This window comes from Nocardia tengchongensis (assembly GCF_054781395.1).
Genome location: NZ_BAAGUM010000005.1, coordinates 483,580 through 508,185, shown reverse-complemented (window position 1 = coordinate 508,185; position 24,606 = coordinate 483,580). Strand labels below are relative to the sequence as shown.

At 69.5% G+C, this 24,606-nt stretch carries 24 protein-coding genes; 12 read left to right on the top strand and 12 right to left on the bottom strand.

All coding sequences use genetic code 11. The annotated features are described in order from the left end of the window. Positions 1-37 precede the first annotated feature (37 nt). The gene (gene glpD, locus ACYVKL_RS10905; RefSeq protein ID WP_379168846.1) at positions 38-1,786 is read right to left on the bottom strand and encodes a glycerol-3-phosphate dehydrogenase; all 1,749 of its coding nucleotides are present in this window, start codon (positions 1,784-1,786) and stop codon (positions 38-40) included. A 93-nt stretch (positions 1,787-1,879) separates the two neighbouring features. On the opposite strand from glpD, the gene glpK reads away from it, so the two are divergent. Then, positions 1,880-3,376 carry a glycerol kinase GlpK gene (gene glpK, locus ACYVKL_RS10900; RefSeq protein ID WP_379168844.1) on the top strand — a complete coding sequence of 499 codons (1,497 nt, stop codon included), beginning with the start codon at positions 1,880-1,882 and terminating at the stop codon, positions 3,374-3,376. Here the strand turns inward: glpK and ACYVKL_RS10895 are convergent. The 4 genes from ACYVKL_RS10895 to ACYVKL_RS10880 all read right to left on the bottom strand — a co-directional run bounded on the left by ACYVKL_RS10895 (position 3,361) and on the right by ACYVKL_RS10880 (position 8,752). Continuing rightward, on the bottom strand, positions 3,361-4,542 hold the full coding sequence (locus ACYVKL_RS10895) for an aminotransferase-like domain-containing protein (protein WP_379168842.1): 1,182 nt from the start codon (positions 4,540-4,542) through the stop codon (positions 3,361-3,363). The two genes, glpK and ACYVKL_RS10895, sit on opposite strands and share 16 nt — an antisense overlap. A gap of 125 nt (positions 4,543-4,667) precedes the next feature. Continuing rightward, positions 4,668-5,804: a DUF8176 domain-containing protein gene (locus ACYVKL_RS10890; protein WP_379168840.1), complete on the bottom strand. Its 1,137-nt coding sequence runs from the start codon at positions 5,802-5,804 to the stop codon at positions 4,668-4,670. 103 nt (positions 5,805-5,907) lie between these two features. Continuing rightward, the gene (locus ACYVKL_RS10885) at positions 5,908-7,155 is read right to left on the bottom strand and encodes a hypothetical protein (RefSeq protein WP_379168838.1); all 1,248 of its coding nucleotides are present in this window, start codon (positions 7,153-7,155) and stop codon (positions 5,908-5,910) included. 193 nt (positions 7,156-7,348) lie between these two features. Further along, positions 7,349-8,752 carry an NAD(P)H-quinone dehydrogenase gene (locus ACYVKL_RS10880; protein ID WP_379168836.1) on the bottom strand — a complete coding sequence of 468 codons (1,404 nt, stop codon included), beginning with the start codon at positions 8,750-8,752 and terminating at the stop codon, positions 7,349-7,351. Between the two features lie 304 nt (positions 8,753-9,056). Between ACYVKL_RS10880 and ACYVKL_RS10875 the strand changes: the two genes are divergently transcribed. Together ACYVKL_RS10875 and ACYVKL_RS10870 are read left to right on the top strand one after the other, a co-directional pair. Then, positions 9,057-9,536 (top strand): gamma-glutamylcyclotransferase family protein, encoded by a 480-nt coding sequence (locus ACYVKL_RS10875; RefSeq protein WP_213557841.1) that lies wholly within the window; start codon positions 9,057-9,059, stop codon positions 9,534-9,536. Between the two features lie 61 nt (positions 9,537-9,597). Further along, on the top strand, positions 9,598-10,011 hold the full coding sequence (locus tag ACYVKL_RS10870) for a PPOX class F420-dependent oxidoreductase (RefSeq protein WP_379168834.1): 414 nt from the start codon (positions 9,598-9,600) through the stop codon (positions 10,009-10,011). 77 nt (positions 10,012-10,088) lie between these two features. Here ACYVKL_RS10870 and ACYVKL_RS10865 read toward each other — a convergent pair whose 3' ends face one another. The 3 genes from ACYVKL_RS10865 to ACYVKL_RS10855 all read right to left on the bottom strand — a co-directional run bounded on the left by ACYVKL_RS10865 (position 10,089) and on the right by ACYVKL_RS10855 (position 13,415). Next, positions 10,089-11,258, bottom strand: a complete 1,170-nt coding sequence (locus ACYVKL_RS10865) for a M20 family metallopeptidase (RefSeq protein WP_379168911.1) — start codon at positions 11,256-11,258, stop codon at positions 10,089-10,091. A gap of 83 nt (positions 11,259-11,341) precedes the next feature. Then, the gene (locus ACYVKL_RS10860) at positions 11,342-12,550 is read right to left on the bottom strand and encodes a M20 family metallopeptidase (protein WP_357203215.1); all 1,209 of its coding nucleotides are present in this window, start codon (positions 12,548-12,550) and stop codon (positions 11,342-11,344) included. A gap of 160 nt (positions 12,551-12,710) precedes the next feature. Then, positions 12,711-13,415 (bottom strand): enoyl-CoA hydratase/isomerase family protein, encoded by a 705-nt coding sequence (locus ACYVKL_RS10855; protein WP_213557844.1) that lies wholly within the window; start codon positions 13,413-13,415, stop codon positions 12,711-12,713. 192 nt (positions 13,416-13,607) lie between these two features. Between ACYVKL_RS10855 and ACYVKL_RS10850 the strand changes: the two genes are divergently transcribed. Further along, positions 13,608-14,411, top strand: coding sequence for a purine-nucleoside phosphorylase (locus ACYVKL_RS10850; RefSeq protein WP_379168832.1), 804 nt, complete (start codon positions 13,608-13,610; stop codon positions 14,409-14,411). 10 nt (positions 14,412-14,421) lie between these two features. Next, on the top strand, positions 14,422-16,035 hold the full coding sequence (locus ACYVKL_RS10845; RefSeq protein ID WP_379168830.1) for a phospho-sugar mutase: 1,614 nt from the start codon (positions 14,422-14,424) through the stop codon (positions 16,033-16,035). A gap of 25 nt (positions 16,036-16,060) precedes the next feature. On the opposite strand, the gene upp is transcribed toward ACYVKL_RS10845, so the two are convergent. Further along, positions 16,061-16,684, bottom strand: coding sequence for a uracil phosphoribosyltransferase (gene upp / locus ACYVKL_RS10840; RefSeq protein WP_213557847.1), 624 nt, complete (start codon positions 16,682-16,684; stop codon positions 16,061-16,063). A 138-nt stretch (positions 16,685-16,822) separates the two neighbouring features. Between upp and ACYVKL_RS10835 the strand changes: the two genes are divergently transcribed. From ACYVKL_RS10835 to ACYVKL_RS10815, 5 genes are all read left to right on the top strand, one after another. Further along, entirely contained in the window at positions 16,823-17,137 is a 315-nt protein-coding gene (locus ACYVKL_RS10835; RefSeq protein ID WP_379168828.1) for a type VII secretion target, read from the top strand. A gap of 139 nt (positions 17,138-17,276) precedes the next feature. After that, complete coding sequence (locus ACYVKL_RS10830; protein ID WP_379168826.1) at positions 17,277-18,503, top strand: C40 family peptidase; 1,227 nt, start codon at positions 17,277-17,279, stop codon at positions 18,501-18,503. Continuing rightward, positions 18,500-18,832: a hypothetical protein gene (locus tag ACYVKL_RS10825; RefSeq protein ID WP_379168824.1), complete on the top strand. Its 333-nt coding sequence runs from the start codon at positions 18,500-18,502 to the stop codon at positions 18,830-18,832. Before ACYVKL_RS10830 ends, ACYVKL_RS10825 begins: the two co-directional genes overlap by 4 nt. Continuing rightward, positions 18,829-19,164, top strand: a complete 336-nt coding sequence (locus ACYVKL_RS10820) for a YbaB/EbfC family nucleoid-associated protein (protein WP_379168822.1) — start codon at positions 18,829-18,831, stop codon at positions 19,162-19,164. The genes ACYVKL_RS10825 and ACYVKL_RS10820 overlap by 4 nt, the downstream gene beginning before the upstream one ends. Positions 19,165-19,190: 26 nt before the next feature. Next, a complete protein-coding gene (locus tag ACYVKL_RS10815; protein WP_379168820.1) occupies positions 19,191-20,426 on the top strand; it encodes a primosomal protein in 1,236 nt (411 codons plus the stop codon). A 76-nt stretch (positions 20,427-20,502) separates the two neighbouring features. On the opposite strand, the gene ACYVKL_RS10810 is transcribed toward ACYVKL_RS10815, so the two are convergent. From ACYVKL_RS10810 to ACYVKL_RS10800, 3 genes are all read right to left on the bottom strand, one after another. Continuing rightward, a complete protein-coding gene (locus ACYVKL_RS10810; protein ID WP_213557853.1) occupies positions 20,503-21,594 on the bottom strand; it encodes an adenosine deaminase in 1,092 nt (363 codons plus the stop codon). A gap of 104 nt (positions 21,595-21,698) precedes the next feature. After that, the gene (locus ACYVKL_RS10805) at positions 21,699-22,997 is read right to left on the bottom strand and encodes a thymidine phosphorylase (RefSeq protein WP_379168818.1); all 1,299 of its coding nucleotides are present in this window, start codon (positions 22,995-22,997) and stop codon (positions 21,699-21,701) included. Between the two features lie 68 nt (positions 22,998-23,065). Next, on the bottom strand, positions 23,066-23,467 hold the full coding sequence (locus ACYVKL_RS10800) for a cytidine deaminase (protein WP_379168816.1): 402 nt from the start codon (positions 23,465-23,467) through the stop codon (positions 23,066-23,068). A 302-nt stretch (positions 23,468-23,769) separates the two neighbouring features. On the opposite strand from ACYVKL_RS10800, the gene sdhC reads away from it, so the two are divergent. Together sdhC and ACYVKL_RS10790 are read left to right on the top strand one after the other, a co-directional pair. After that, on the top strand, positions 23,770-24,162 hold the full coding sequence (sdhC, locus tag ACYVKL_RS10795; protein WP_213557854.1) for a succinate dehydrogenase, cytochrome b556 subunit: 393 nt from the start codon (positions 23,770-23,772) through the stop codon (positions 24,160-24,162). A gap of 8 nt (positions 24,163-24,170) precedes the next feature. Further along, entirely contained in the window at positions 24,171-24,602 is a 432-nt protein-coding gene (locus ACYVKL_RS10790) for a succinate dehydrogenase hydrophobic membrane anchor subunit (protein WP_213557855.1), read from the top strand. Positions 24,603-24,606: the final 4 nt, after the last annotated feature.

The following is a 24,606-nucleotide window of genomic DNA, read 5'->3' as shown; positions in this document are numbered from 1 at the left end:
GTCGCGGTCGATCAGAGGCCGCCGGTACCGATCGGCCTCAGACCGATTCGGGCTGGGTGAGCGGCACCGGGTCGAGCACCTTACGGCGCGCCTCGGGGGCTTCCGAGCGCAGAGCGTCCGCGGAGGCGTCGTCGGGTTGGGTCTGGGATTCGATCTCGGCCTTGACCCGGGCGTTGTAGACCTCGACCTCGCGCTGGATGTCGGCTTCGGACCAGCCGAGCACCGGGGCCACCAGCCGCGCCACCTCGTCGGCGGAATCCACGCCGCGGTGGGCGTATTCGATGCTGATCCGGGTGCGGCGGGCCATGATGTCGTCCAGGTGCAGGGCGGCTTCGGCGGCGGCCGCGTAGACGGCTTCGACGCGCAGGTAGCCGGGCGATTCGGTGATGGGTTGCAACAGATCGGGTTTGCCGGCGGCGAGGCCGAGGACCTCGTCGATGAGGGAGCCGTAGCGGTTGAGCAGGTGCTGGATCCGGTAGGGGTGCACGCCGTACTTCTCGGCCAGGTGCGGGGTCTGGTTCATCAGCGCGTGGTAGCCGTCCGCACCGAGCAGCGGCACCTTCTCGGTGATGGTGGGCGGGACGCGGCGCGGAATGTCCTGGGCCGCTTCGTCGACGGCGTCGTAGGCCATATTGCGGTAGGTGGTGTACTTGCCGCCCGCGATGGCGACCAGACCGGGGGCGATGCGGGCGACCGCGTGCTCGCGCGACAGTTTGGAGGTCTGGTCGCTCTCACCGGCCAGCAATGGCCGCAGGCCCGCGTAGACGCCGGTGATGTCGGCCTGGGTGAGCGGGGTGACCAGTACCTCGTTGATCCGTTCGAGCAGGTAGTCGATATCGGATTTGGTAGCGGCGGGGTGCGCGAGGTCGAGGTTCCAGTCGGTGTCGGTGGTGCCGATGATCCAGTGGTCGGTGCTCCAGGCGATGACGAAGAGCACGGACTTCTCGGTGCGCAGAATGATGGAGGTGTCACTGGCGATGCGGTCACGCGGGACCACGATGTGCACGCCTTTGGACGCTCGCACATGGAATCGTCCGCGTTGATTCGCCAGTGCCTGGAGTTCGTCGGTCCACACGCCGGTGGCGTTGATGACGACGCTGCCGCGGACCTCGGTGGTGCGGCCGTCCTCGCTGTCGCGCACCTTGATGCCGATCACCCGGTCGGCTTCCTTGATGAACCCGACCACCTGCGTGGAGGTCCGGATGACCGCGCCGTAGTGGGCGGCGGTGCGGGCCACGGTCATGGTGTGGCGGGCGTCGTCGACGACGGTGTCGTAGTAGTTGACGCCTCCGGTGAGGGCGTCGCGTTTCAGGCCGGGGGCCTGCCGCAGGGCCGCGGATCGGGTCAGATGCCGCTGTCCGGGAACGGATTTCGCGCCGCCCATGGTGTCGTAGAGAACCAGTCCGGCGGTGACGTAGGGCCGCTCCCAGCCCAGGTGGGTGAGCGGGTACAGGAATTTGAGCGGCTTCACCAGGTGCGGGGCCAGCGTGGACAGCGCCAGTTCGCGTTCCTTCAGCGCCTCGCGGACCAGCCCGAATTCCAGCATCTCGAGGTAGCGCAGCCCGCCGTGGAACATCTTGGAGGAGCGGCTGGAGGTGCCCGAGGCCAGGTCGCGGGCTTCCACCAGGGCGACTTCGAGTCCGCGGGTCGCGGCGTCCAGGGCGATGCCCGCGCCGACCACGCCGCCGCCGATCACGATGACGTCGAAGGTGTCCTTACCGAGCTGTCCCCAGGCGGCTTCACGCTGCTCTGGGCCGAGGAACTGCGATCGCGGTTGATTCGTCATGCGGAGACTCCTCCGGGCTATTTTTTGGCTACCCAGCGCTACCGTAGCCCACAGTAGCCCGGCCGGGCGGCCGCCGTCGGTTAGCCTCGATCAATGCGTCGCTATGTAGCCGCCATCGATCAGGGCACGACGTCGAGTCGCTGCATCGTGTTCGATCACCACGGCCGAATCGCCGGAGTCGCCCAGCGGGAGCACGAGCAGATCTTCCCGCAGCCCGGGTGGGTCGAGCACGATCCCGAATCCATCTGGCGCAATACCGAATCCGTGATCGCCGAGGCGCTGGACAACTGCGGCATCGGCGCCGCGGACGTGGTGGCCGCCGGCGTCACCAACCAGCGCGAGACCACCGTGGTGTGGGAGCGCGCCACCGGCAAGCCCGTTCACAACGCCATCGTCTGGCAGGACACCCGCACCGCCGAGCTGACCACCGTCCTGGCCGGCGATCAGGGCCCGACCCGGTACGCCGACCGCACCGGGCTACCGCTGTCCACCTACTTCGCGGGACCGAAGCTGCGCTGGATCCTGGACGCCGTGCCGGGCGCCCCGCAGCGCGCCGAAGCCGGGGAACTGTGTTTCGGCACCATGGACAGCTGGATCCTGTGGAACCTGACCGGCGAGCACATCACCGACGTCACCAATGCCTCCCGCACCATGCTGATGGATCTGCGCACCCTGCAATGGGATCCGCAGATCTGCGCCGAGTTCGGGGTGCCGCTCGCCATGCTGCCCGAGATCCGCAGCAGCTCCGAGGTATACGCGCCCATCACGTCCGGCGCGCTGGCGGGCGTGCCGGTGGCGGGCATCCTCGGCGACCAGCAGGCCGCCACCTTCGGTCAGGCCTGCCTGTCCCCCGGCGACACCAAGAACACCTACGGCACCGGCAATTTCATGCTGATGAACACCGGCACCACCCCGGTGTTCAGTGAGCACGGCCTGCTCACCACCGTCTGCTACCGGCTCGGCGAGCAGCCCGCGGTGTACGCGCTGGAGGGTTCGATCGCGGTGACCGGTTCGCTGGTGCAGTGGCTGCGCGACAATCTCGGCATCATCTCCTCGGCCGCGGAGATCGAGCCGCTGGCCCGCACGGTCGCCGACAATGGCGGCGCGTACGTGGTCCCCGCCTTCTCCGGCCTGTTCGCCCCGCGCTGGCGGCCGGACGCGCGCGGCGTGGTCGCGGGTCTGACCCGGTTCGTGAACAAGGGTCATCTGGCCCGGGCGGTGCTGGAGGCCACGGCTTTCCAGACCCGCGAGGTCATCGACGCCATGCGCGCCGACGCCGAGGCGCAGCGTCTGGACGTCGAGCAGGTCACCTTGAAGGTGGACGGCGGCATGGTCGGCAACGAGCTGCTGATGCAGTTCCAGTCCGACATCCTCGATGCCACCGTGGTGCGCCCGGTCGTCACCGAGACCACGGCGCTGGGCGCGGCCTACGCGGCCGGGCTGGCGGTCGGCTACTGGGCCTCGACCGATGACATCCGCGCCAACTGGGCCGAGGACAAGCGCTGGACCCCGGCCATGTCCACCGCCGACCGCGACCATCTGATGCGCGAGTGGAACAAGGCGGTGGAACGCACCTACGACTGGGCGTGAGCCGCGGCCAGCCGATCGACGGCCTGTTCGAGCGTCGCCGCACCGGATGTGGTGAAGCACAGGCGCATCGAGCGGGTGTAGTCGGTGGAGACGGCGAAGGCGTTGCCGGGGACGTAGGCGACGCCCGCGTCCAGGGCGCGCGGCAGCAGCGCGGTGGTGTCGGTGCCGTCGGTGAAGTCGACCCACACGAACATGCCGCCGGTGGCGTCGGTGCTGACCACCTGGTCGCCGAAGCGGTCGCGCACCGCCCCGACCAGCGCCTTGGCGCGGTCGCCGTACACCTGCCGGACCGAATCCACGTGGGCGGCAAGCCAATCGGTGTCGGCGAGCAGGTCGGCGGTGATCTGCTGGGTGAGGGCGGACCCGCACAGGTCCGCGCCCTGCTTGAGCAGTTCCACCGCGCGGCAGACCTGGACGGGGGCGATCATCCAGCCCGCGCGCAGGGTGGGGGCCAGGATCTTCGAGGCGCTGGAGAGGCGAATCACGTTGGGCGAGTAGGTCGCCACGGGTTCGGGCGAGGACCGGTCGAACCAGAGTTCGCCGTACGGGTCGTCCTCGATGATCCAGAAGCCGTACTGCTCGGCCAGCCGGGCGAGTTCGCGGCGACGCTCCGGAACCAGCGTCACGCCGCCCGGGTTATGGAAGTTGCTGACGGTGTGGACCACGGCGGGCCGCTGCCCCGCGGCCAGCCGGTCCCGCAGGATGTCGACCCGCATGCCCTCGGCGTCCAGGGGGACGGCCTCGATTCGCGCGCCGGCGGCCCGGAAGACCTGCAGCGCACCGACATACGCCGGATCCTCGACGATCACCAGCGCGCCGGGATCGAGCAGCACCTCGGACAGCAGCGAAAGCGCCTGCTGTGAGCCGTGGGTCACGAAGATCTCGTCGACGGGGACGGTGCGGCCCAGGCGGGCGGACTCGCGGACGGCGAGGACCTCGCGCAGCGGGCCCCAGCCCGGGGACTCGGTGTACTGGAGACGGGAGCGGTCGGACAGCGCCGCGTCGGCGGCGGCCGCGATGCGGTCGCGGGGCATGAGTTCGGCGTCCGGCAAACCTCCGGCCAAGCTGATGATGTCCGCGCGCGAGGTGAGCTTGAGCAGGTCGCGGATCGCCGAGCTCTGCAGGCCGTCGAGCCGCCGCGCGAGGGGCGGGAAGGTCGCGGACATGAACCACCTCCGAGGGAACGCCGGGGTATGCGAAACTCCACCATGTCACACCGCGACCAGGATGTGAAATCACTATCCCGGATATTGAGACGGGAGGTCCAGTTTCCAGGGCCTGGACCGCCGCGTTACTCGATCGACTGGATCAGGTGTTTCCCATCCCGTACCGCGGTGACGATGTGCTCCACGTACACCTCGGTGGTGCCGTCCGCCCGATGCTCGGTGATATCCACGTCATAGGACTCCGGGCCGGTCTCGACGATCTTCAGGCAGTAGGTGGTGCCGGGCTTGAGCTGGTCGATGCCCTTCGACTGCATGACCTCGGCGGGCGCCACGGTCGTCGCGTCGGGCACCACGAAGGAGCGCGCCTTCGCACCGCTGCGGTCGACATAGAAGGCGTACTGGAAGCCGAGAATCGCGTCCACCCCGCTGCCGGTGCCGCCGGGGCCGTTGCCGATGGTCAGCTTGCCGTCGTGCTTGGCCGGGCAACTCAGCGCGGCGACCGTGGGCGACGGCTTGCCGGTGGTGACCCCGGCTGTCGGCGCGTCGTCGGTGCCGCCGCGGGTCAGCGCATAGGTCACGCCGGCGGCGACCGCCAGCACCGCGACCACCGCGCCCGCGATCAACCCGATCCGGCGCCACGGCGGGGCCGACTCCGGATCCCGCTCCCGCTCCCGTTCCCGTTGCGGCGCAGGGTTTTTCGGTGCCAGCGCCTTGGCGATCGGATCGTCGGACCAGGACAGTGATTCCTCCCGGGGCGCAGTCGATTCCGCCGGCGGCGCGGGCGGGAAGCCGCCCGAGGTGGAGCGCCACCAGGAATCGACGGACGCCTCGGTCTCGGCGGGGGCCGAATGCCGTTCCGCGGCCACCGAATCCGCCGCGGCGATGCGGGTCGTCTGTTCCACGTCCCCGGCGGCCGATTGCGGGCCACCAGGCGGGATCTTCACGGTCGCTTCGACGTCGGGAGCACTCGGGGCCACCTGAACCGGAAACTGGCCCGTGGCGGGCCCGTTGACGGCCGGGAACTGGCCCGTGGCCGGCTGCCAGGCATCCTGGACCGGATACTGCGGCGCACCCGCGGGCCGCCACGCCAGATCCGGACTCTGGGGCGCGGGCGCCGGGCTCCAGCCCGGGCCCTCCGCGACCGGGGTGGGCCCGAAATCGTTGAGGGACGGCCCGAAATCGTTGAGCGAAGGCCCGAACTCGGTCTCCGGCTGCCCCGGTGCTGCCTGACGGTCCGCGGATTCGTCGTTGCCCGAAACCATCACCCGTCCTTTCGCCACAGACACGTGGGGCGGTCGCTTCCGACCGCCCCACGCGACGACACTGCTGACACCGGCGCTGTCGCCGGCACCGCACGATCTGCTGTCAGTACTGGACCGAACCGCCGGTCTGCGCGGTCACGCCACCGATGTCGATCGACTGCGACGCCCGCTCACCTTCGGGGAGCTTACCAATCTGGGCCGCCGCCTCCAGCACGGTGGCGCCGCCCGGGAGCAGGCGGATGAAGTTCTCCGCGTCGGCCTTCGCGGCGTTGGCCGCGGCCGTGTCCAGCACGAACTCCATCTTCTGATCGTTGTCCGGGCCGCTGCCCGCGAACGCCGTCACCTTGATCTGGTTGACCGTGGTGAAGTCCAGCGACATACCGGCCTCACCCAGCCCGCCCGGCGTGGTGTAGCCGATGGTGCCGACGTAGCCGTCCAGGTTGCTGAAGTGGTGGGTGTTGGCGGCCCAGCCCGGCAGCACCGCGCCGCCGTCGAGGTTGACGCCGAGTTCGGTGTGCGGACCGGTCATGGCGACCACCGGCGCAGCCGGGGCGGCCTCCACCGCGGGCGACTGCCACTGCGGCTGCGGCTTCGGGGTGGCGGCCTGCGGGCCGGTCATGGTGTCGGCGTCCGGGTTCTGCGCCGGGGTGGTGACGGCCGGGTCCGCGGCGCGGTCGTTCGGCTGCACCGGCTGGGCGCCCGGCTGACCCGGCTGACCCGGCTGGACCGTGGTCCCCGGCTGGGTCGGCGGGATGGCCTGGTCCTGCTGCGGGGTGACCACCGCGGGCTGGACCTGGGTCGACTGACCCGGCACCGGCAGCGGCGCGACGCGCGGCACGGTCACACCGGGCTGCGAGGGCCGCACCGACTTCGGCTGGCCCGGCTGCGGATTGGTGCCGGCCGGCTGCGCGCTCGGATCGTTCTTGGGCGCGGTCGCGTCCGGAGTCGGCACGGTGGCATCCGGCTTCGGGGCGTTGGCGTCCGGCTTCGCGTTGGCGTCCGGCTGGGTGGCGCCCTGCGGCTGACCCGAATCCGGCTTGCCCGCACCGTTGTCCGGCGCCGCGTTGTTCGGCGTGGTCGGGGTGGTGACGCCCGGCTGGCTCTGCTGCGGCTTGGTGGTGCCCGGCTGCGGCTTCTCCGGCTTGGGCGCGGGCACGGACTGCGCCTTCGGGTCCGGAGCCGGGGTGTCGGTGGGCTGGGTGCCGTCGGGCTGTTGCTGGTCGGCGGGTACGGCGCCCGGGTCGGCGGGCGCGGCGCTGGCGGGCGCGGACAGCAGCGACACCACCGCGGCCGCACCGGCCAGCGTCAGGGAGGTGCTCGCCTTGATCCGACTCGGCTTGCGGTGCTTCACGTTTCGCTCAATTCCTTCGTCCCTCGGCGGCACGATCGCCGGGGCATCGAGGAGCCTCGAACGAGGGAAACCGAACACCCCCGTTACGTAACACTCGCGACCGCCCTGCCGATCGCTTCCGCCGCGAACTTAATCACAAGGGAGACAAGGCAGCAAGACGGGCCGGTAACAAAGGGGGCGAAACACGTTGCGGCTAGTCCAGATCGTCGTGCCGCATGAGCTGCCGCGCGGCCTCGGTGACCGATCCGGTGAGCGAGGGGTACACCGAGAAGGTCTGCGCCAGATCGTTCACGGTGAGGTTGTTCTGCACCGCCAGCGCGATCGGCAGGATCAGCTCCGACGCGATCGGCGCCACCACGACGCCGCCGATCACCACACCGGTGGCCGGGCGGCAGAAGATCTTCACGAAACCCCGTCGCAGGCCCGACATCTTGGCCCGCGGGTTGGTGTTCAGGGGCAGCATGACCGTGCGGGCGGGGACCACACCCTCGTCGATGGCGGTCTGCGCGACACCTACTGTCGCGATCTCCGGGCGCGTGAACACCGCGGACGCAACGGTCTTCAGGCGAATCGGCTGCACGCCCTCACCCAGCGCGTGGTACATGGCGATGCGGCCCTGCATGGCGGCCACCGATGCCAGCGGCAGCAGGCCGGTGCAGTCGCCCGCGGCGTAGACGCCGGGCGCGGTGGTCCGCGACACCCGGTCCACCCGCAGATAGCCGCCCTTGTCCAGCTCGATGCCGAGCCGGGCCAGGCCCAGCCCGTCGGTGTTGGGGACGGAACCGACGGTCATCAACGCGTGGGTGCCGGTGACGGTGCGGCCGTCGGACAGCTTCACCACGATGCCCTCGGCGGTGCGCTCCACCGCGTCGGCGCGAGCGTGCTTGACCAGCTCCACGCCGCGTTCGGCGAGCGCGTCCTCCAGTACCAGCGCGGCGTCGGCATCCTCGCCGGGCAGCACGCGGTCCCGGCTGGACACGACCTTCACCTGCACGCCCATCTCGGTGTAGGCGGAGACGAATTCGGCGCCGGTGACACCGGAGCCGACGACCACCAGGGTCTCGGGCAGTTCCTTGAGGTCGTAGAGCTGACGCCAGTTCAGGATTCGTTCACCGTCGGGTTCGGCGCCGGGCAGCACGCGCGGGCTGGCGCCGGTGGCGATCAGCACCACCTCGGCCTCGATGACCCGCTCCTGGCCGTCTTCCAGGGTGGCCTTCACCAGGTGGGTGGCCAGCCCGGGGGCCTGGTCGATGAGTTCGCCGTAGCCGGACAGCACGGTCACGCCGGCGGTCTGCAGCTTGGCGCGAATGTCGGAGGACTGCGCCTGCGCGAGCGCCTTGACCCGCGAGTTCACCTCGGACAGCCGCACCTGCGCCTGCGAGGGATGCACGGTGATGCCCAGGTCCCGGGCGCGGCGCAGATCTGTGCGCACGCCGGTGGACGCGATGAAGGTCTTCGACGGCACGCAATCCCACAGCACGCACGCGCCGCCGATGCCGTCACTGTCGATCAGCGTGACGGGCGCCCCGTGCTGTGCCGCTACCAACGCCGCTTCATATCCGGCGGGGCCCCCACCGATGATCGCAATGCGGGTCATTGTTCCTCCGCTCGAGCTCCGGCCCCGGGATCTCCGTTGCCGGTCCTTAACGTTATCCGCCCAGCTCCCTGCTGCTTTAACCGCATCTCCGGAGGATTTTGTCACTGTGGCGCATCCCATTCGCGAAGGTCGCGCGTCATCGCCGGAGAGTCGCGTGCACCCGGCGCGGGCGCCCGGGCGAATCACGCCCGAACGGCACTTTTACGCAAACCGGCGATCTCGCGGCAATCGGTCATGCGGGGACGAACCGCCTTGTGATCGGGATCAGGGGAGGCTTCCGCCGTTTGTTCGATAGGCTCTTATGGTGCCGATTTACGCCGCCTATGGGTCCAACATGGATCCAGAGCAGATGCTCAAGCGCTGTCCGCACTCCCCTGTGTACGGAACCGGCTGGCTGGAAGGGTGGCGACTCACCTTCGCCGGGGACGACATCGGCTGGGAGGGACCGCTGGCGACGGTGGTCGAAGAGCCTGGACAACGCGTCTTCGTAGTCCTCTACGACGTGCCCGACGACGACGAGCTCAGCCTCGACCGCTGGGAGGGTTCGGACTTCGGTATCCACAAGAAGATCCGCCTGCGCGTCACCACGAATCAGGGCCCCACCCCCACGCCGGTCCTGGCCTGGCTCTACGTCCTCGACGCCTACGAGGGCGGACTGCCGTCCGCGCGCTACATCGGCGTCATCTCCGATGCCGCGGAGAAGGCGGGCGCGCCAGACGATTACGTGCACGCGCTACGTACCCGCAACAGTAAGAACGTGGGACCGGGCACCTTCGGAATGTAGGGGCACGGCGCCGCTGTTACGGGTACCGGAACGATCTTCGAACCGTCGAAAGAGGAAGCCGATGCCCGCAACCCCCGTGCCCGCCCCGATCGCCGAATTCCTGTCCCGGCCCAACCCGGCGGTGTTCGCCTCGAACCGCCCCGACGGCCAGCCGGTCTCGGTCGCGACCTGGTACCTGTACGAGGACGGCCGAATCCTGGTGAACCTGGCCGACTTCCGCAAGCGGCTGGACTACCTGCGCGAGGACCCGCGGATCACGCTGACCGTCCTCGGGGACGACAACTGGTACAGCCACGTCAGCATCCAGGGCCGCATCGTCTCCATCGAGAACGACGCGGACTCCGCGGTCATCGACCGCATCGCCGAGCACTACACGGGCGGACCGTACGGGGTGCGCGACCAGAAGCGCGTCTCGGTCTGGATCGAGATCGACCGCTGGCACGCCTGGGGCGACATCGCGACCCAGGCCAGGTAGGGCCTCGCCCCGCCGAATACGAAGCCGGGCCGCACCTTTCGGTGCGGCCCGGCTTTCTCGTCGAGGCTGTCGCCGCGTCAGCGGGCGTTCAGCACGATATTGGTGAAGACCCGGACACCGACCGCGAGCGCGCGCTCGTCGATGTCGAAGGTCGGCTGGTGCAGGTCGAGCTGCTCACCCGAACCGGACCAGACGCCGAGCCGGGCCATCGCGCCGGGCACTTCCTCCAGATACCAGGAGAAGTCCTCGCCGCCGCCGGACTGCTGCGTATCGGCCAGCCCGTCGGGGCCGAGACCGCGGATCGCGTCCTCGAACATGCGCACGGCCTGCTCGTCGTTCACTACCGGCGGCACGCCGCGCTTGTAGTTGAGCTGGTAGCGCACGCCGGTCGGGGCCAGCAGGCCCTCGACGATCTCGCGGACCATGGGCTCGAGCAGCGACCAGGTGGCGTGATCGCCGGTGCGGACGGTGCCGGTCAGCATGCCGGTCTGCGGAATCGCGTTGGGCGCCTTGCCCGCCGACACCGCACCCCACACCATGACGGTGCTGGTGCGCGGGTCGATGCGGCGCGAGAGCAGACCGGGCAGGCCGGTGATGACGGTGCCCATGGCGTAGACCAGGTCGCTGGTCAGGTGCGGGCGGGAGGTGTGGCCGCCCGGGGAATCGAGGATCAACTCGATGGTGTCGGCGGCCGAGGTGATGGCGCCGACCCGGATGCCGACCTGACCCACCTCCAGGCGCGGGTCGCAGTGCAGCGCGAACATGCGCGAAACGTCTTCCATGGCGCCCGCGGCGACCATGTCGACGGCGCCGCCGGGCATGACCTCTTCCGCGTGCTGGAACACCAGCCGCACGCCGACCGGCAGGTCCTCGATCTCGGCCAGCGCCAGCGCGGTGCCGAGCAGGATGGTGGTGTGCGCGTCGTGCCCGCAGGCGTGCGAGACGCCGGGCACGGTCGAGGCGAAGGGCAGGCCGGTGTACTCCTGCAGCGGCAGCGCGTCCATGTCCGCGCGCAGGCCGATGCGCGGGCCCTCCGGGCCGATGTCACAGATCAGGCCGGTGCCGCTCGGCAGTTTGCGGGGTTCGAGACCGGCCTTGATCAGCCAGGACTCCACGAATTCGGTGGTGCCGAACTCGGTGCGGGACAGTTCCGGGTTGGCGTGGATGTGGCGACGCCACGCCATCAGGTCGTCCATGTGCTCGGCGAGCCAGGACTCCACCACCTCGTGCCCGGAAGCCGGATCCATCGCGACGCTCGACGGCGGCTGCGTACTCACGCATGCCGCCGCGACTGGTCCGTTGACACGCGCCGCGGACCGGCCGGTTGTGCTCACCGAATGTCCTCCTGTCGCTGAAACTGCCGTTGACTGACTCGTTCCGACAACCTGTCCCTGTGCATTTTGTCGCCTGCGATATGTATCGCTGTGCGAGCCAGCGCCGTTGCCCCGTCCAACACGGCACGGTCGGCCGAGGCGTTCACGGCGGCGGCCGCGAACGCGGGCTGGTGGGTCACCGCGCCTCCGGCGTCGATGCCGATGACCGGGTGGATGCCGGCGATGACGTTGGTGACGTTGCCCATATCGGTGCTGCCCAGCGGCCTCGCCGCCTCGAATTCCGGGGCGATGGGCTCGCGGCCGAGCGCGGTGATCTGCTCGCGATAGGCACACAGTAGTGCGCTGTCGGGAGTGAGCTCGGTATATGTCGGCGCGAGCTTCCGGATTTCGTGGGTGCATCCGGTCGCCAGGGCACCTGCCTCGAAACATGCCGATGCTCGTTGCATCAGATCATCGAGGGTCGCGGAGTCGACCGCACGTAGGTAATACAGCAGTTCCGCGTGACCGGGCACGATATTCGGGGCGACGCCGCCCGACCCGACTATACCGTGCAGCTGCTGACCGGGAAGGAGATGTTGACGCAGCAAACCCAACGCAACTTGCGTGACGGTGAGGGCGTCGAGGGCGTTCCGCCCGTATTGCGGTGCGGCACTGGCATGCGATTCCCGGCCGTGGAACACCACCGACAGGTCCGCGAGGGCCAGTGAATGCGCGCCGACGATGTCCTCCGGGCCCGGGTGCACCATCATGGCCATGGCCAGGTCGTCGAAGACGCCGCGGTCGAGCATGAGCACCTTGCCGCCGCCCGACTCCTCGGCCGGGGTACCGAGCACCTTCACGGTGATGCCGCAGGCGTCGGCGACCGCGGCCAGGCCCAGTGCCGCGCCGACCGCGGAGGCGGCGATGATGTTGTGGCCACACGCGTGACCGATTTCGGGCAAAGCGTCATATTCCGCGCAAATGCCCACAACCAGATCGCCACTGCCGTATTCGGCGGTGAATGCGGTCGGCAGTTCCGCCACGCCCGTTTCGATGCGAAATCCGCGTTCCCGCAGCGGCTCGATCGTCTTGGCGACACTGCGGAATTCCTCGAACGCCAGCTCGGGCTCGGCGTGAATGTCGTGCGAGAGCGCGATCAGCTGATCGCGATAGCCGGCGATCGCGGCATCGGCCGCGGCCAGTTGCGCCGGATCGGCCGATGCCACCGCCGGATGCGACGACGAGACGGACGTCTCGTGACGTCCGATCGGTACGCAGGATCTCCGGTCATCGCCGTTGCGCGATGGTGACATCCCAACAGTCTGTCACTGCCGCGCAACTCTGTCGCAGCAGGTAAGCCGGAAATTCTCCGGCACCGGCGGGCGGTTACGGGTTGAACGCCAGGTTCTCGGGGGTGGTCTCGACGGCCAGCCCGGCCAGCGCCTGCTGATGCAGGGCCCGCTTGATGACCGGAAGGTTCGGCTTGCGGTTGCCCTTGAGCAGGTCGGCGCGCGCGATCGCGGTCGCCAGCAACGACTCCGCATCCGCCTTGGCGTCCACGATCCCGGCCGCGATGGCGTCATCGGCGGCGTACCGGCGGCCGGTGGTCATGGCCTCCACGGCGACCTGGTTGACCAGGCGGTTGACCAGCAGCGCGTTCATGGCGACCGTGAACGGCATGCCCAGGTGCACCTCGGGCAGGCACCAGAAGCCGCGGTCGGCCCGCATCACGCGGAAGTCGCAGGAGGTGGCGAGCATGGCGCCGGCGCCGAAGGCGTGACCGTTCACCGCGGCCACCGTCGGCATACCGAAGGCCAGCAGGCGACTGTAGAGCGAGTGCACACGGTCCAGGTACCAGCAGTTCTTGTCGAAATTGCCGAACAGCCAGTCGGTGTCGAGGCCGTTGGAGAAGAACTTGCCGTCGGCGGTGACCACCAGCGCGGCCGGACCCTCGGACGCCTCGACCTCGTCGAGCAGCGCGTGGACCTCGGTGATCCAGTCGGGGTGGAAACGATTCTCGCTGTCGATGGTCTGACCCTCGGTCCCGAGGAACAGCACGAACACATCCCCATCACGCTTCAAATACGCCATGCGCAGAGGGTAACGCCCGCAAAAGGGATTGCTACTCGCGGGTAGCAAGGCTCGCAGGTTCGCGGCCCGCCCCGGTCTGGACTGACGGAGCGGGGGAGCGAAGCGGAGGAGCGGAGGAGCGGAGGAGGGAAGACCGGGGTTACGAGGGCCGCGAACAGCCGTAGCGAAGCGGAGGCAATTAGACTCGGCGACATGCTAGCCGAGAAGGCCATGGGCGGGGTTTCCGAACTAGCCGCCACAGCCATTGCCGAACGAACGGGCGTGCCGCAGCACCGAATCGCGGTGGTGCTGGGATCGGGCTGGCAGGAGGCTGCCGCCGTCATCGGTGAGCCATCCACATCCATCCCCATGAGCGAGGTGCCGGGGTTCGGATCGCCCACGGCGCAGGGCCATCAGGGCACCATCCATTCGGTGACCGTCGGCGACTCGCCCGTGCTGCTGCTCATGGGCCGCCAGCACCTCTACGAGGGCCACGAGCCGAGCAAGGTCGTCCACAACGTGCGCACCGCCCTGGCCGCGGGCGCGCAGACCGTGCTGCTCACCAATGCCGCGGGCGGCATCCGCGACGGGCTCTCGGTCGGCGAGCCGGTGCTCATCAGCGATCACATCAACCTCACCGGGCGCACCCCCATCGAAGGCGCGAACTTCGTCGATCTGGTCGACGCCTGGGATCCCGAATTGCGGTCTCTCGCACGGGAAATCGACCCCAGCCTGACCGAGGGCGTGTACGCGGGCCTGACCGGGCCGCAGTACGAGACCCCCGCCGAGATCCGCATGCTGCGCACCATCGGCGCGGACCTGGTCGGCATGTCGACCGTGCTGGAGGCCATCGCCTGTCGCGAGGGCGGGGCCAAGGTGCTCGGTATCTCCCTGGTCACCAACCTGGCCGCCGGCGTCACCGGCCAGCACCTCTCGCACGCCGAAGTCCTGGCCGAAGGCCACGCCGCCGCACCGCGATTGGGCAAGCTGCTGCGCGGCGTGCTGGAACGCCTCTAGGCGCGCGGGCATGCTGCGCTTCGGAACCGCCGGGCTGCGCGGTCCCCTCCAGGACGGCCCGGACGGCATGAACGTGGACACCGTCTCGCGCGCGTCGGCGGGTATCGCCGCCTGGCTGCGCGACCGCTGCCTGGGCGGCGGCCTGGTGATCGTCGGCCGCGACGCCCGGCACGGCTCCGACGAATTCGCCACCGCCGCGGCGGAAGTCTTCGCCGCGGCCGGATTCTCCGTGCTGGCCCTCCCCCACCCGGTCCCCACCCCGGTGGTCGCCTTCGCGGTACGTGAGCTGAAAGCCGTTGCGGGAATTCAGATCACCGCCTCCCACAACCCCGCTACCGATAACGGCTACAAGGTCTACCTGGACGGCGGCTCACAGATCGTCCCGCCCGCCGACAGCGAGATCGAGCGCTGCATCGACGCGGTCCACGGCCACATCCCCCGCACCGATCCCGACCCGACCGCCCCGGACCCCGCCCTGCTCGCCCTCCCCGAGGGCACCTCACCGGATGCGATCGGCGACGAAATCGTCCGCCGCTACCTGACCCGCGTCACCCGGCTGCCCCGCCTCATCGGCGGCGACGCGCCACTCAGCATCGAGGACATCGAGGCAACCGCCGACGATCCCGCCGCGGCCGGGCGAGATGTCCGGCAACGCAGCGATATCCGGATCGTGCTGACCCCCATGCACGGCGTGGGCGGGGAACTGGGCGTCGCCGCACTGCGGGGCGCCGGGTTCGACGAAGTACTGGTGGTCGCCGAACAGTTCGCGCCGAACCCGGACTTCCCGACCGTGGCGTTCCCGAATCCCGAAGAGCCCGGGGCGGCCGATCTGCTGCTGGAGCTGGGCGAGCGGCTCGACGCGGACCTCGCCATCGCCCTGGACCCGGACGCGGATCGGTGCGCGCTCGGCGTGCGCGGGCCGCACGGGTGGCGCATGCTGCGCGGCGACGAAACCGGGGTGCTGCTGGGCGATTTCGTGCTGCGGACCGCGGCTCCCGATGCCCTGGTCGCCACCACGATCGTGTCCTCGCGGCTGTTGAGCAAGATCGCCGCCGCCCGTGGGGCGCGATACGCCGAGACCCTCACCGGTTTCAAATGGCTGGCCCGCGCGGGCGAGGGCCTGGTCTACGCGTACGAAGAGGCGATCGGACACTGCGTCGATCCGTCGGCGGTGCGCGACAAGGACGGCATCTCGGCGGCGGTCGTCGCGGCGGACCTGGTCGCGCAGCTGAAGGCCGACGGGCGGACCCTGCTCGACGTCCTCGACGACTACGCGGTGGAATTCGGCGTGCACGCCGGAGACCAGGTGTCGCTGCGCCTCGCGGACGCCTCGGCCGCCGCCGACGTGGTCGCGCGCCTGCGCGAGACCCCGCCTCGCGAGATCGCCGGCGAAGCGGTGACCTGCACCGACATGTCACAGCTGCGCGGCCGGATGCGCACCGACGCACTCGTTTTCGAGGCGCCTTCGTTCCGTGTGGTGGTGCGCCCGTCCGGCACCGAACCCAAGCTCAAGTGCTACTTGGAAGCGTTCGAGCCCGTCGCCGGCCCGGATGCGCTCGAAGCCGCGAAAGCCCTTGCCGCGCAACGTCTCACCGAGCTCCGCAAGTACTTCGAGCAGCTCTGACCGGGCCTCGGCCCCCGGGAGTCGTTCAGCGGGGGCCGAACTGGCGGTCGCCGGCATCGCCGAGACCGGGGACGATGTAGGCGTCGGAGTTGAGGCCGCGGTCCACCGAAGCCGTGACCAGCCGCACGTCGTGCCCCGACTTCTCCAGGGCGGTAATGCCTTCCGGCGCCGCCACCACGCACAGCACGGTGATGTCGCGGGCATTGCGCGTGGCCAGCAGGTCCAGCGTGTACACCATCGATCCGCCGGTGGCGAGCATCGGATCGAGCACGAACACCGGCATCGTGGACAGGTCGTCCGGCAGCGACTCCATGTACGGCGTCGGCTGATGCGTCTCCTCGTCGCGCGCCAGCCCCACGAACCCGATCCGGGCGTCCGGAATCAGATTCGCCGCCGTCTCCACCATCCCCAGCCCGGCCCGCAGCACCGGCACCAGCAGCGGCGGCGCGTTCAGCCGAGTTCCCTCGGCCGCGGCCACCGGCGTGGCGATCGGGAACCGCTCCACCGGCGCGTCCCGCATGGCCTCGTAGACGAGAATCCCGGTCAAATCCCGAAGCGCCGCCCGGAATGTTGGATTGGTGGTCCGGGCATCTCGCATGGTGGTCAACAACGCGGCAGCCAGCGGATGGTCCACAACGAGTGTGCGCATAGGAAAACGATAGGTCAGCCCCGCCCGCCAAGATCCCCTCCCGCCGCAATTCACCCGCCCCGGAACCGTCCGGCCCCCGCCCGCGTCCAAGCCGATACAGCACGACTCCGCCCTGCGACCGGCATGAAGGGGCTTTTCATGCGCATCTCGATCCACCCCGAGGGACTCACCGCCTACGCGGCGACCACCACCGTCCTCGCCGCCGATCTCGCGGCCGCCACCACCCGCACCGCCACCCCGGACCTACTCGCCCCCGCCTTCGGTCTCGTCGGCGCGGACTTCCTCACCGCCTACGCCGCCGCCCACACCACACACGTCGCCACCCTGACCGACCTCTCGGCAGTCCTCACCGCCACGAGTGCAGCCACCGAAACCGCCGCAACCACCTACTCCGCGCACGACGACGCCCACGCCGCCGCGATCCGCGCCGCTGCCACGGAGCTGGACGCGTGACGGCCCCGCCCGGTCCACGCTGGGCCACAATCCGATTCGCCGACCGGCGTGCCGTGCGCCGCCCCCGGGACCGGACTCCTCGGGGATCGGTCGAGCGAAAAGGTCGACAGCACTCGGTATCTCGATCCGGAGGGGTTGGATGACCGACGAGCCGGCGGTCTCCGGGCTGGACGCGCCGATCATCGAGCTGTTGCGGAGTCTCGGGTCCGGGCGCGGGGCGGGCGCCGCCGAGGTGTTGCGGGACAGCGCCGATGCCGTGGAGCAGGCGCAGGCCCGGAGCCGGGACAGCGTCGATCGGATGTACGACGCCTGGCGCGGGCGGGCCGGGGATGCGGCCATGGATCAGGCGTTGCGGACGCAGACCACGGCCGCGACCGCCGCCGAACGCGGGCGCGCGATGGCGGACATCGTGGATCGGGTCGATGCGGAGATCGAGAGCGGGCGACGGGAATTGCAGGAGATCCTGCGGTCCTTCCGGGCCGAGGTCGAAGGGTTGCGAGCCGGTGGATCGAGCGCGGGCGGGGAGTCGGCCGTGGTCGAGTCGGCGATCGAGCACATCGGCCGGGCGAAGCGGGTGGTCGAGCGGGTGCGGGCGCAGTTGGCGAGCGAGACCACCGCGATGGCGGAGCTGAGTTCGCCGATTCCGGCGCCGGCGGTGGTGCCACCGGCCGCGATCGGGGCCGACGCGATGACCGCTCCGGCAGCGGCGGGGACGGAAGCCGGTGGCGGAGTCCCCCGGGCGACGATCGTGGCGGCTGCCGACCGGACGCCTCCGGCCGATACCGGCGCGTCCGATGGATCCGGTGGCGTGCCACTCGGATCCGGGCGCACCCCGGTCGGTTCCGGAGACAGGCTGCTGGGTTCGCGAGCTTCGTCCCGGGGCGGACCGCGAACCGTTCCGGCGAGTGTGACCACGCCGAAAGCCTCAGGTCCCGGACACGATTCGCCGGCCGCCCGCCCGCGCGGTGGCGGAGTGTGGGTGACATTGCCGGACGGGAGCCGGGTCGAGGCGCCGAATCAGCAGGCGGCGGAGGCGGTTCGGAGCGCTTTGAGCGCGGTGGGGACGCCGTATGTATGGGGTGGGGTGACGCCCGGGGTCGGGGTGGATTGCAGCGGTCTGACCCAGTGGGCGTACGGGCAGGCGGGGGTTGCGCTGCCACGGTTGGCGCAGGAGCAGGGGATCGGGCACGCGAGTGTCCGTCCAGGGGACTTGATGCCCGGAGATCTCGCGGTGTGGGACGGGCACGTCGCCATGGTGATCGGGAACGGGCAGTTGGTGGAGGCGGGCGATCCCGTCCAGATCGGACCGATACGAACGGAGAATTCGGGTATGCGGTTTCTCGGCTTCTACCGGCCCACGGCATGAGCGGGGCGCCGGTGACGGTGGCGACATCGGGTAATCGGGCGGGCACCGTGACGGTGTCGGCCACCGATCAGGGGCTGCCGGTGGAGATCCGGTTCGAGTGCGCCGAATACCGGTACGGCGCACCGGCTCTCGCGGCCGAGATCCTGCGCCTGACGCGGCGCTCGGCCATCGTGGCCCGGTCGCGGCGGCGCGCGCTGCTGGCCGCGGAGGGTGTGCCGGACGCGGTGCTGGACCGGCTCGGCCTGCCCACCCGGCAGGCCGCGGTGGACAAGCTGGATCGGCTCGACGACACCGATACCGGACAAACCAGTTGGTTGAGGAACCGATGAGCGCCGAAATGGACGCCCTGATCCGAGGCGTCACCGACAAGCTCGAGGTCCTGGAGGCGACCCTGCACGGCCTCGGCGAGGTGCGCGGCCGCTGCGCCGCCGCGGACGGCTCGGTCACCGCGGAGGTGGACGCCGAGGGCGAGCTGACCGGGTTGTGGCTGGCCGAGTCGGTGACCGCGCGGGCCCCGGCCGAGGTGTCGCGGCTGATCGTGCGGGCGGCACAGCAAGCCGCGGCGGACGCGACCGCACAGCGTTCCCGGATCATCGCCCGACTGAACGACGCGCTGTCCCCGATTTCAGAAAATGTTGGGGGCGACCCGGATAGTGCCTGACGCGACGACTGGATAGGCTTCCGGTCATGGCTTCTGGAGACATCGTCCCGATCGCGCTCGGCCTGACCAAAGGCGATCTTGTCACCCTCTGGGCACCCCGCTGGCGAGACGGTGACGATGAGTGGCAGGCATTCCTCGGTCACGAGGAAGACCTCTACGGTTTCGACTCCGTAGCGGAGCTGGCCGCGTTCATCCGCACCAACTCCGACAACGATCTGGTGGATCATCCGGCCTGGAAGATCATCGCCGGATTGTCGGCGGCCGAGCTGGAGCCGGAGGAGCAGTACGTCTTCGACCTGGTCGGGGTGCCCGAGCTGGCCGCCGACGACCCGGACCCGGAGGTGGTCTCCGAGCTCGAGGAGACCCTCGAGATGGTCCGCAATATCGGCGACGTGTGCGAACTCGACCCCGTCACCAAGTTCTTCGGCTCGCACCCGGTGCTGGGCGCGCTGGCCGGCGGCGTGAGCGCCTTCCTGGGGCGCGAGGGCGAGGAGCTGTGGGACCAGGTCGGCGCGGCCATCGCCAAGGACTGGGAAAAGGTCATCGACGCCATCGACTCGGTGGTGACGGTGCCCGAGGTGGACGCCGACGCGGTCTCGGTGGCCGAGGCGGAACTGCTTGCGGCGCAGGAGAACATCGTCGACGCCGAGGACGCGGCCGAGGGTGACGACGAGATCGAGGAAGTCGATCTGGACGAGGACGAGGACGAGGACCTCTCGTTCTGGCACGAGGTCGGCATCGACCCGGTCAAGATCATCACCTCCGACGACACCCTCTTCACGCTGCGCTGCTACGTCGACGACGAGCCGATCTTCCTGGGCCGCGACGGATCGATCACGGTCTTCACCTCCGAGCGCGCGCTGGCCCGCTACCTGGCCGACGACCACGAGCACGACCTCAGCCGGGTGAGCACCTTCGGCGAGGTGCAGACCGCCGCCGTGGACGGCTCGCTCGAGGTGGAGGTCGACGAGGAGAACGTCTACGTGCTGCCCGGCCTGTCCGAGGACCTGGGGTCGGGCCCCAAGGCCGTGGACACCGATCAGCTCGACCTGGCGGTCGAATTGTTCACCGACGCCGCCGACTACGCCGACGACGACGCGGTGGAATCGGCGCTGGCGGTCTCCACTCCCCTGGGCTGGTACGTCTCCTACCTGCTCAACCCGGACCCGACCCGGATGGCCCCGAACCCGCCGTTCCAGGCCGAGTCCGAGGCTTGGAAGGCGCTGGAGTCGGTCTTCGAGGCCCGCCTCCAGAAGGGCTGACCCGCAACACGGTTGCACAACAGCATGATTCGGGCCGCACCTCTTGGTGCGGCCCGAATTGCTTTCCCGGGGACCGCTATCCCAGCAGTACGGCGTAGCCGGGCTTGATCACCTCGTCGATCAGCCGCAGCCGTTCCGGGAACGGAATGAACGCCGACTTCATGGCATTGATCGTGAATCTCTCCAGATCGCTCCAGCCGTAGCCGAAGGTCTCCGACAGCTTGAGCATCTCTTTGCTCATGGTGGTGTCGCTCATCAGCCGGTTGTCGGTATTGACGGTGACCCGGAACCGCAGCCGCGCCAGCAGATCGAACGGGTGCTTGTCGATCGAGGGCACCGCGCCGGTCTGCACGTTCGACGACGGACACAGCTCGAGCGGAATCCGCATGTCCCGCACGTAGTTCGCGACCACGCCGAGAACCGGTCCGGCGGGCCCGTCGGTGATGTCGTCGGTGATGCGCACGCCGTGCCCGAGCCGTTCGCAGCCGCAGAAGGCCACGGCCTCGTGGATGGACGGCAGGCCGAACGCCTCGCCCGCGTGAATCGTGAAGTGCGCGAGGTTGGCCCGCATGTAGTCGAAGGCGTCGAGGTGGCGGCTGGGCGGGTAGCCCGCCTCCGCTCCCGCGATGTCGAAGCCGCCGACGCCGCGGTCGCGCCAGCGCACGGTGAGTTCGGCGATCTCGCGGGAGCGGGCGGCGTGCCGCATGGCGGTGAGCAGGCAGACCACCGTGATGGGGGTGCCCGCCGCGGCGGCGAGGGCCTCGCCTTCCCGGAATCCGGCGATGGTGTGCTCGACCACCTCGTCGAGGGTGAGGCCGGCCTCGAGGTGCTGTTCGGGCGCGAACCGCACCTCGGCGTAGACGACGCCGTCGGCGGCCAGGTCCTCGGCGCATTCGCGGGCGACCCGGCGCAGTCCTTCGGGCGTCTGCATCACGGCGACGGTGTGGGCGAAGGTTTCCAGGTACCGCTCGAGCGATCCGCTGTCGGCGGCGTCCCGGAACCAGGCTCCGAGGCTTTCGGCGTCGCTTGCCGGTAGCTGGTCGTATCCGGCGGCGCGGGCGAGCTCCAGCACCGTCGCGGGGCGCAGCCCGCCGTCGAGGTGATCGTGCAGGACCGCCTTGGGAGCCTGGCGGATCGAGGCGAGAGTGAGGGGCGTCGGTCCAGTCATGTAGCAACGTTAGCCGCATTCCCGTTCCGCGGCAGGTCTGTTGACCCGACTCACCGACAGTTCGGCATGTCGTTGCCGTCACGTTGCTGACCGGCGGGAATCCTTCACCTTCCGGCTGTGATCCGGTCCAGGATCAGGGGCTGCGGCGGCAGCTCCGCGGTCTCGGCGATGGTGAACCCGCGCGCCAGGAGCTCGAGCGCCGGCTCGAACGCCTCCGGGGTGTCGGTGTGCAGGGTCAGCAGGGGCTGCCCCGCGGCGATGGAATCGCCTGGCTTGGCGTGCATTTCGATGCCCGCCCCGGCCTGCACCGGATCGCCCTGGCGGGCGCGGCCCGCGCCGAGCCGCCAGGCGGCCAGTCCCACGTCGAGGGCGTCGAGGCGGGTGAGGGTGCCGCCGGCGGGGGCGCGCAGGGTTTCGGTGTGGCGGGCCTGCGGCAGGGGCGCGTCGGGGTCGCCGCCCTGGGCGCGAACCATGGCCCGCCACTGGTCCATGGCGCGGCCGTCGGCGAGGACGTCGGCGGGGTCGATGCCGGTGATCCCGGCCTGCGCCAGCATCTCCCGGGCCAGGGCGAGAGTGAGGTCGACGACGTCGGCCGGGCCGCCACCGGCCAGCACGTCCAGGGATTCGCAGACTTCCAGCGCGTTTCCGGCGGTGTGGCCGAGCGGGGTGTCCATGGCGGTGAGCAGGGCCACGGTCCGCACCCCGGCGTCGGTGCCGAGTTCGACCATGGCGGTGGCCAGTTCACGCGCCTGCTCGGGTTCCTTCAGGAAGGCCCCGCGCCCGACCTTCACGTCGAGGACCAGCGCCCCGGTGCCCTCGGCGATCTTCTTGCTCATGATGGAGCTGGCGATCAGGGGGATGGATTCGACGGTCCCGGTTACGTCACGCAGCGCGTAGAGGCGTTTGTCGGCGGGGGCGAGGTCGGCGCCGGCGGCGCAGATCACGGCCCCGATGGCGGCATCGGACAAGAGCTCCCGCATGCGCTCGGCCGGAATATCGGCCTGCCAGCCGGGTATCGCCTCGAGCTTGTCGAGTGTGCCTCCGGTGTGCCCCAATCCGCGTCCGGAGAGCTGGGGTACGGCGGCCCCGCACGCCGCGACCAGCGGCGACAGCGGCAGCGTGATCTTGTCGCCGACGCCGCCGGTGGAGTGTTTGTCGACGGTGGGACGCCCCAGATCGGTGAAGTCCAAACGCTTCCCGGAGTCGATCATGGCCCGGGTCCAGCGGGCGGTCTCGCGCCGGGTCATGCCGCGCCAGACGATGGCCATGGCCAGCGCCGACATCTGTTCGTCGGCGACCTCGCCCCGGGTGAACGCGGCCACCACCCAATCGATCTGCGCGTCGCTCAGTTCACCGCCGTCGCGCTTGGCCCTGATCACGTCCACCGCCGAGTGCACCGTCACGTCCTCCACCCTGGCACGGGCCCGGCCCGCTTTCCACGGATTCCCGGGTGCGCCACGATGATCAGCGGTTATAGACGTCCGGCATCGAGGTCGTCGGGCCCGAAGGAGTCCGGCAGCAAGGTGTTCAGCGTGACGGGGCCGCTGTGGTGATCGACGAGCAAATCGCCGCCGCCGTGTTCGAGCAGGAGCTGCCGGCAGCGTCCGCAGGGCATGAGCACCGCGCCTCGGGAATCGCACACCGAGACCGCCCGGAGTCGCCCGCCGCCGCCCGAAATCAAGTTACCGACCAGTACACATTCGGCGCAGAGGCCCAAACCGTATGAGACATTTTCCACATTGCAGCCGCTCACCACGCGATCATCGGCGGTGAGAGCCGCGGCCCCGACGGGGAATCCGGAATAGGGGGCATAGGCGGCCTGCATAACTTCAAATGCTTTGTAGCGCAGGGCTTTCCAGTCAATATCGGACATATCGGACCATCCTTCCGGAGACGTGGGAGCACCCGCGCGAAAGCCGTTCCGTCTGGTCATGAAAATCAGGAAAGGCAAACCTAACTCACAACAATTTGGACCAACGAGCGGCACGCCGAATTAGTTCCCCTCCAAAGCTGGGTTTAGAGTTCACGACAGATCGGTTCAGGTTCCCGACAACGGGCCTGCAGCACTGCCACCGGATGTTGATTCCGCTCGTGAGCAGGTGGTTTCGACAGTCCGAAGGCTCCGCGGCCGGATTCTGACCGGGTCCATCAACGACGTTGGAGGCACCGCACTCTATGACCACGCTAGAAGCTCCGGCCAAGCCGAAGCGGACCCTGTACCGAGGCGACCCCGGCATGTGGTCCTGGGCTCTGCACCGCATCACCGGCGTGACGATCTTCTTCTTCCTGTTCGTCCACGTCCTCGATACCGCGTTGGTGCGAGTCAGCCCGGACACCTACGACCGGGCGATCGAGACCTACAAGAACCCCGTCGTCGCCCTCATGGAGATGGGTCTCGTTGTCTGCGTGCTGTTCCACGCGTTCAACGGCATCCGCATCATCCTCGTCGACTTCTGGTCGCAGGGCCCGCGCTACCAGCGGCAGATGCTCTGGATCGTGCTCGCGATCTGGATCGTCGTCGCGGGCGCCGGTGTCGGCCGCCAGTTCTTCTACCTGCTGACGAATTGAGAGCCGACATGACCGCACCCGTTCTCGGTAAGTCCTACGACCGCCCCGCCTCGCTCGACGCCCCGCGCGCGCCCCGCCGCGCCGGCGGCAACAACTTCGAGAAGTACGCCTGGCTGTTCATGCGGGCCTCCGGCCTGCTGCTGGTCGTCCTGGTCATCGGCCACATGACGATCATGCTCATGCTCGACGGCGGCGTGCACCGCCTGAACTTCGCCTTCGTGGCCGGCCGCTGGGCCTCGCCCTTCTGGCAGCTCTGGGACCTCACCATGCTGTGGCTGGCCCAGCTGCACGGCGGCAACGGCCTGCGCACCGTGATCGACGATTACGCGCGCAAGGACTCCACCCGCTTCTGGCTGAAGACGGCGCTGGTCATCTCCATGATCCTGGTCATGGTCACCGGCACCTACGTCATCTTCACCTTCGACCCCAACATCAGTTAGGAAC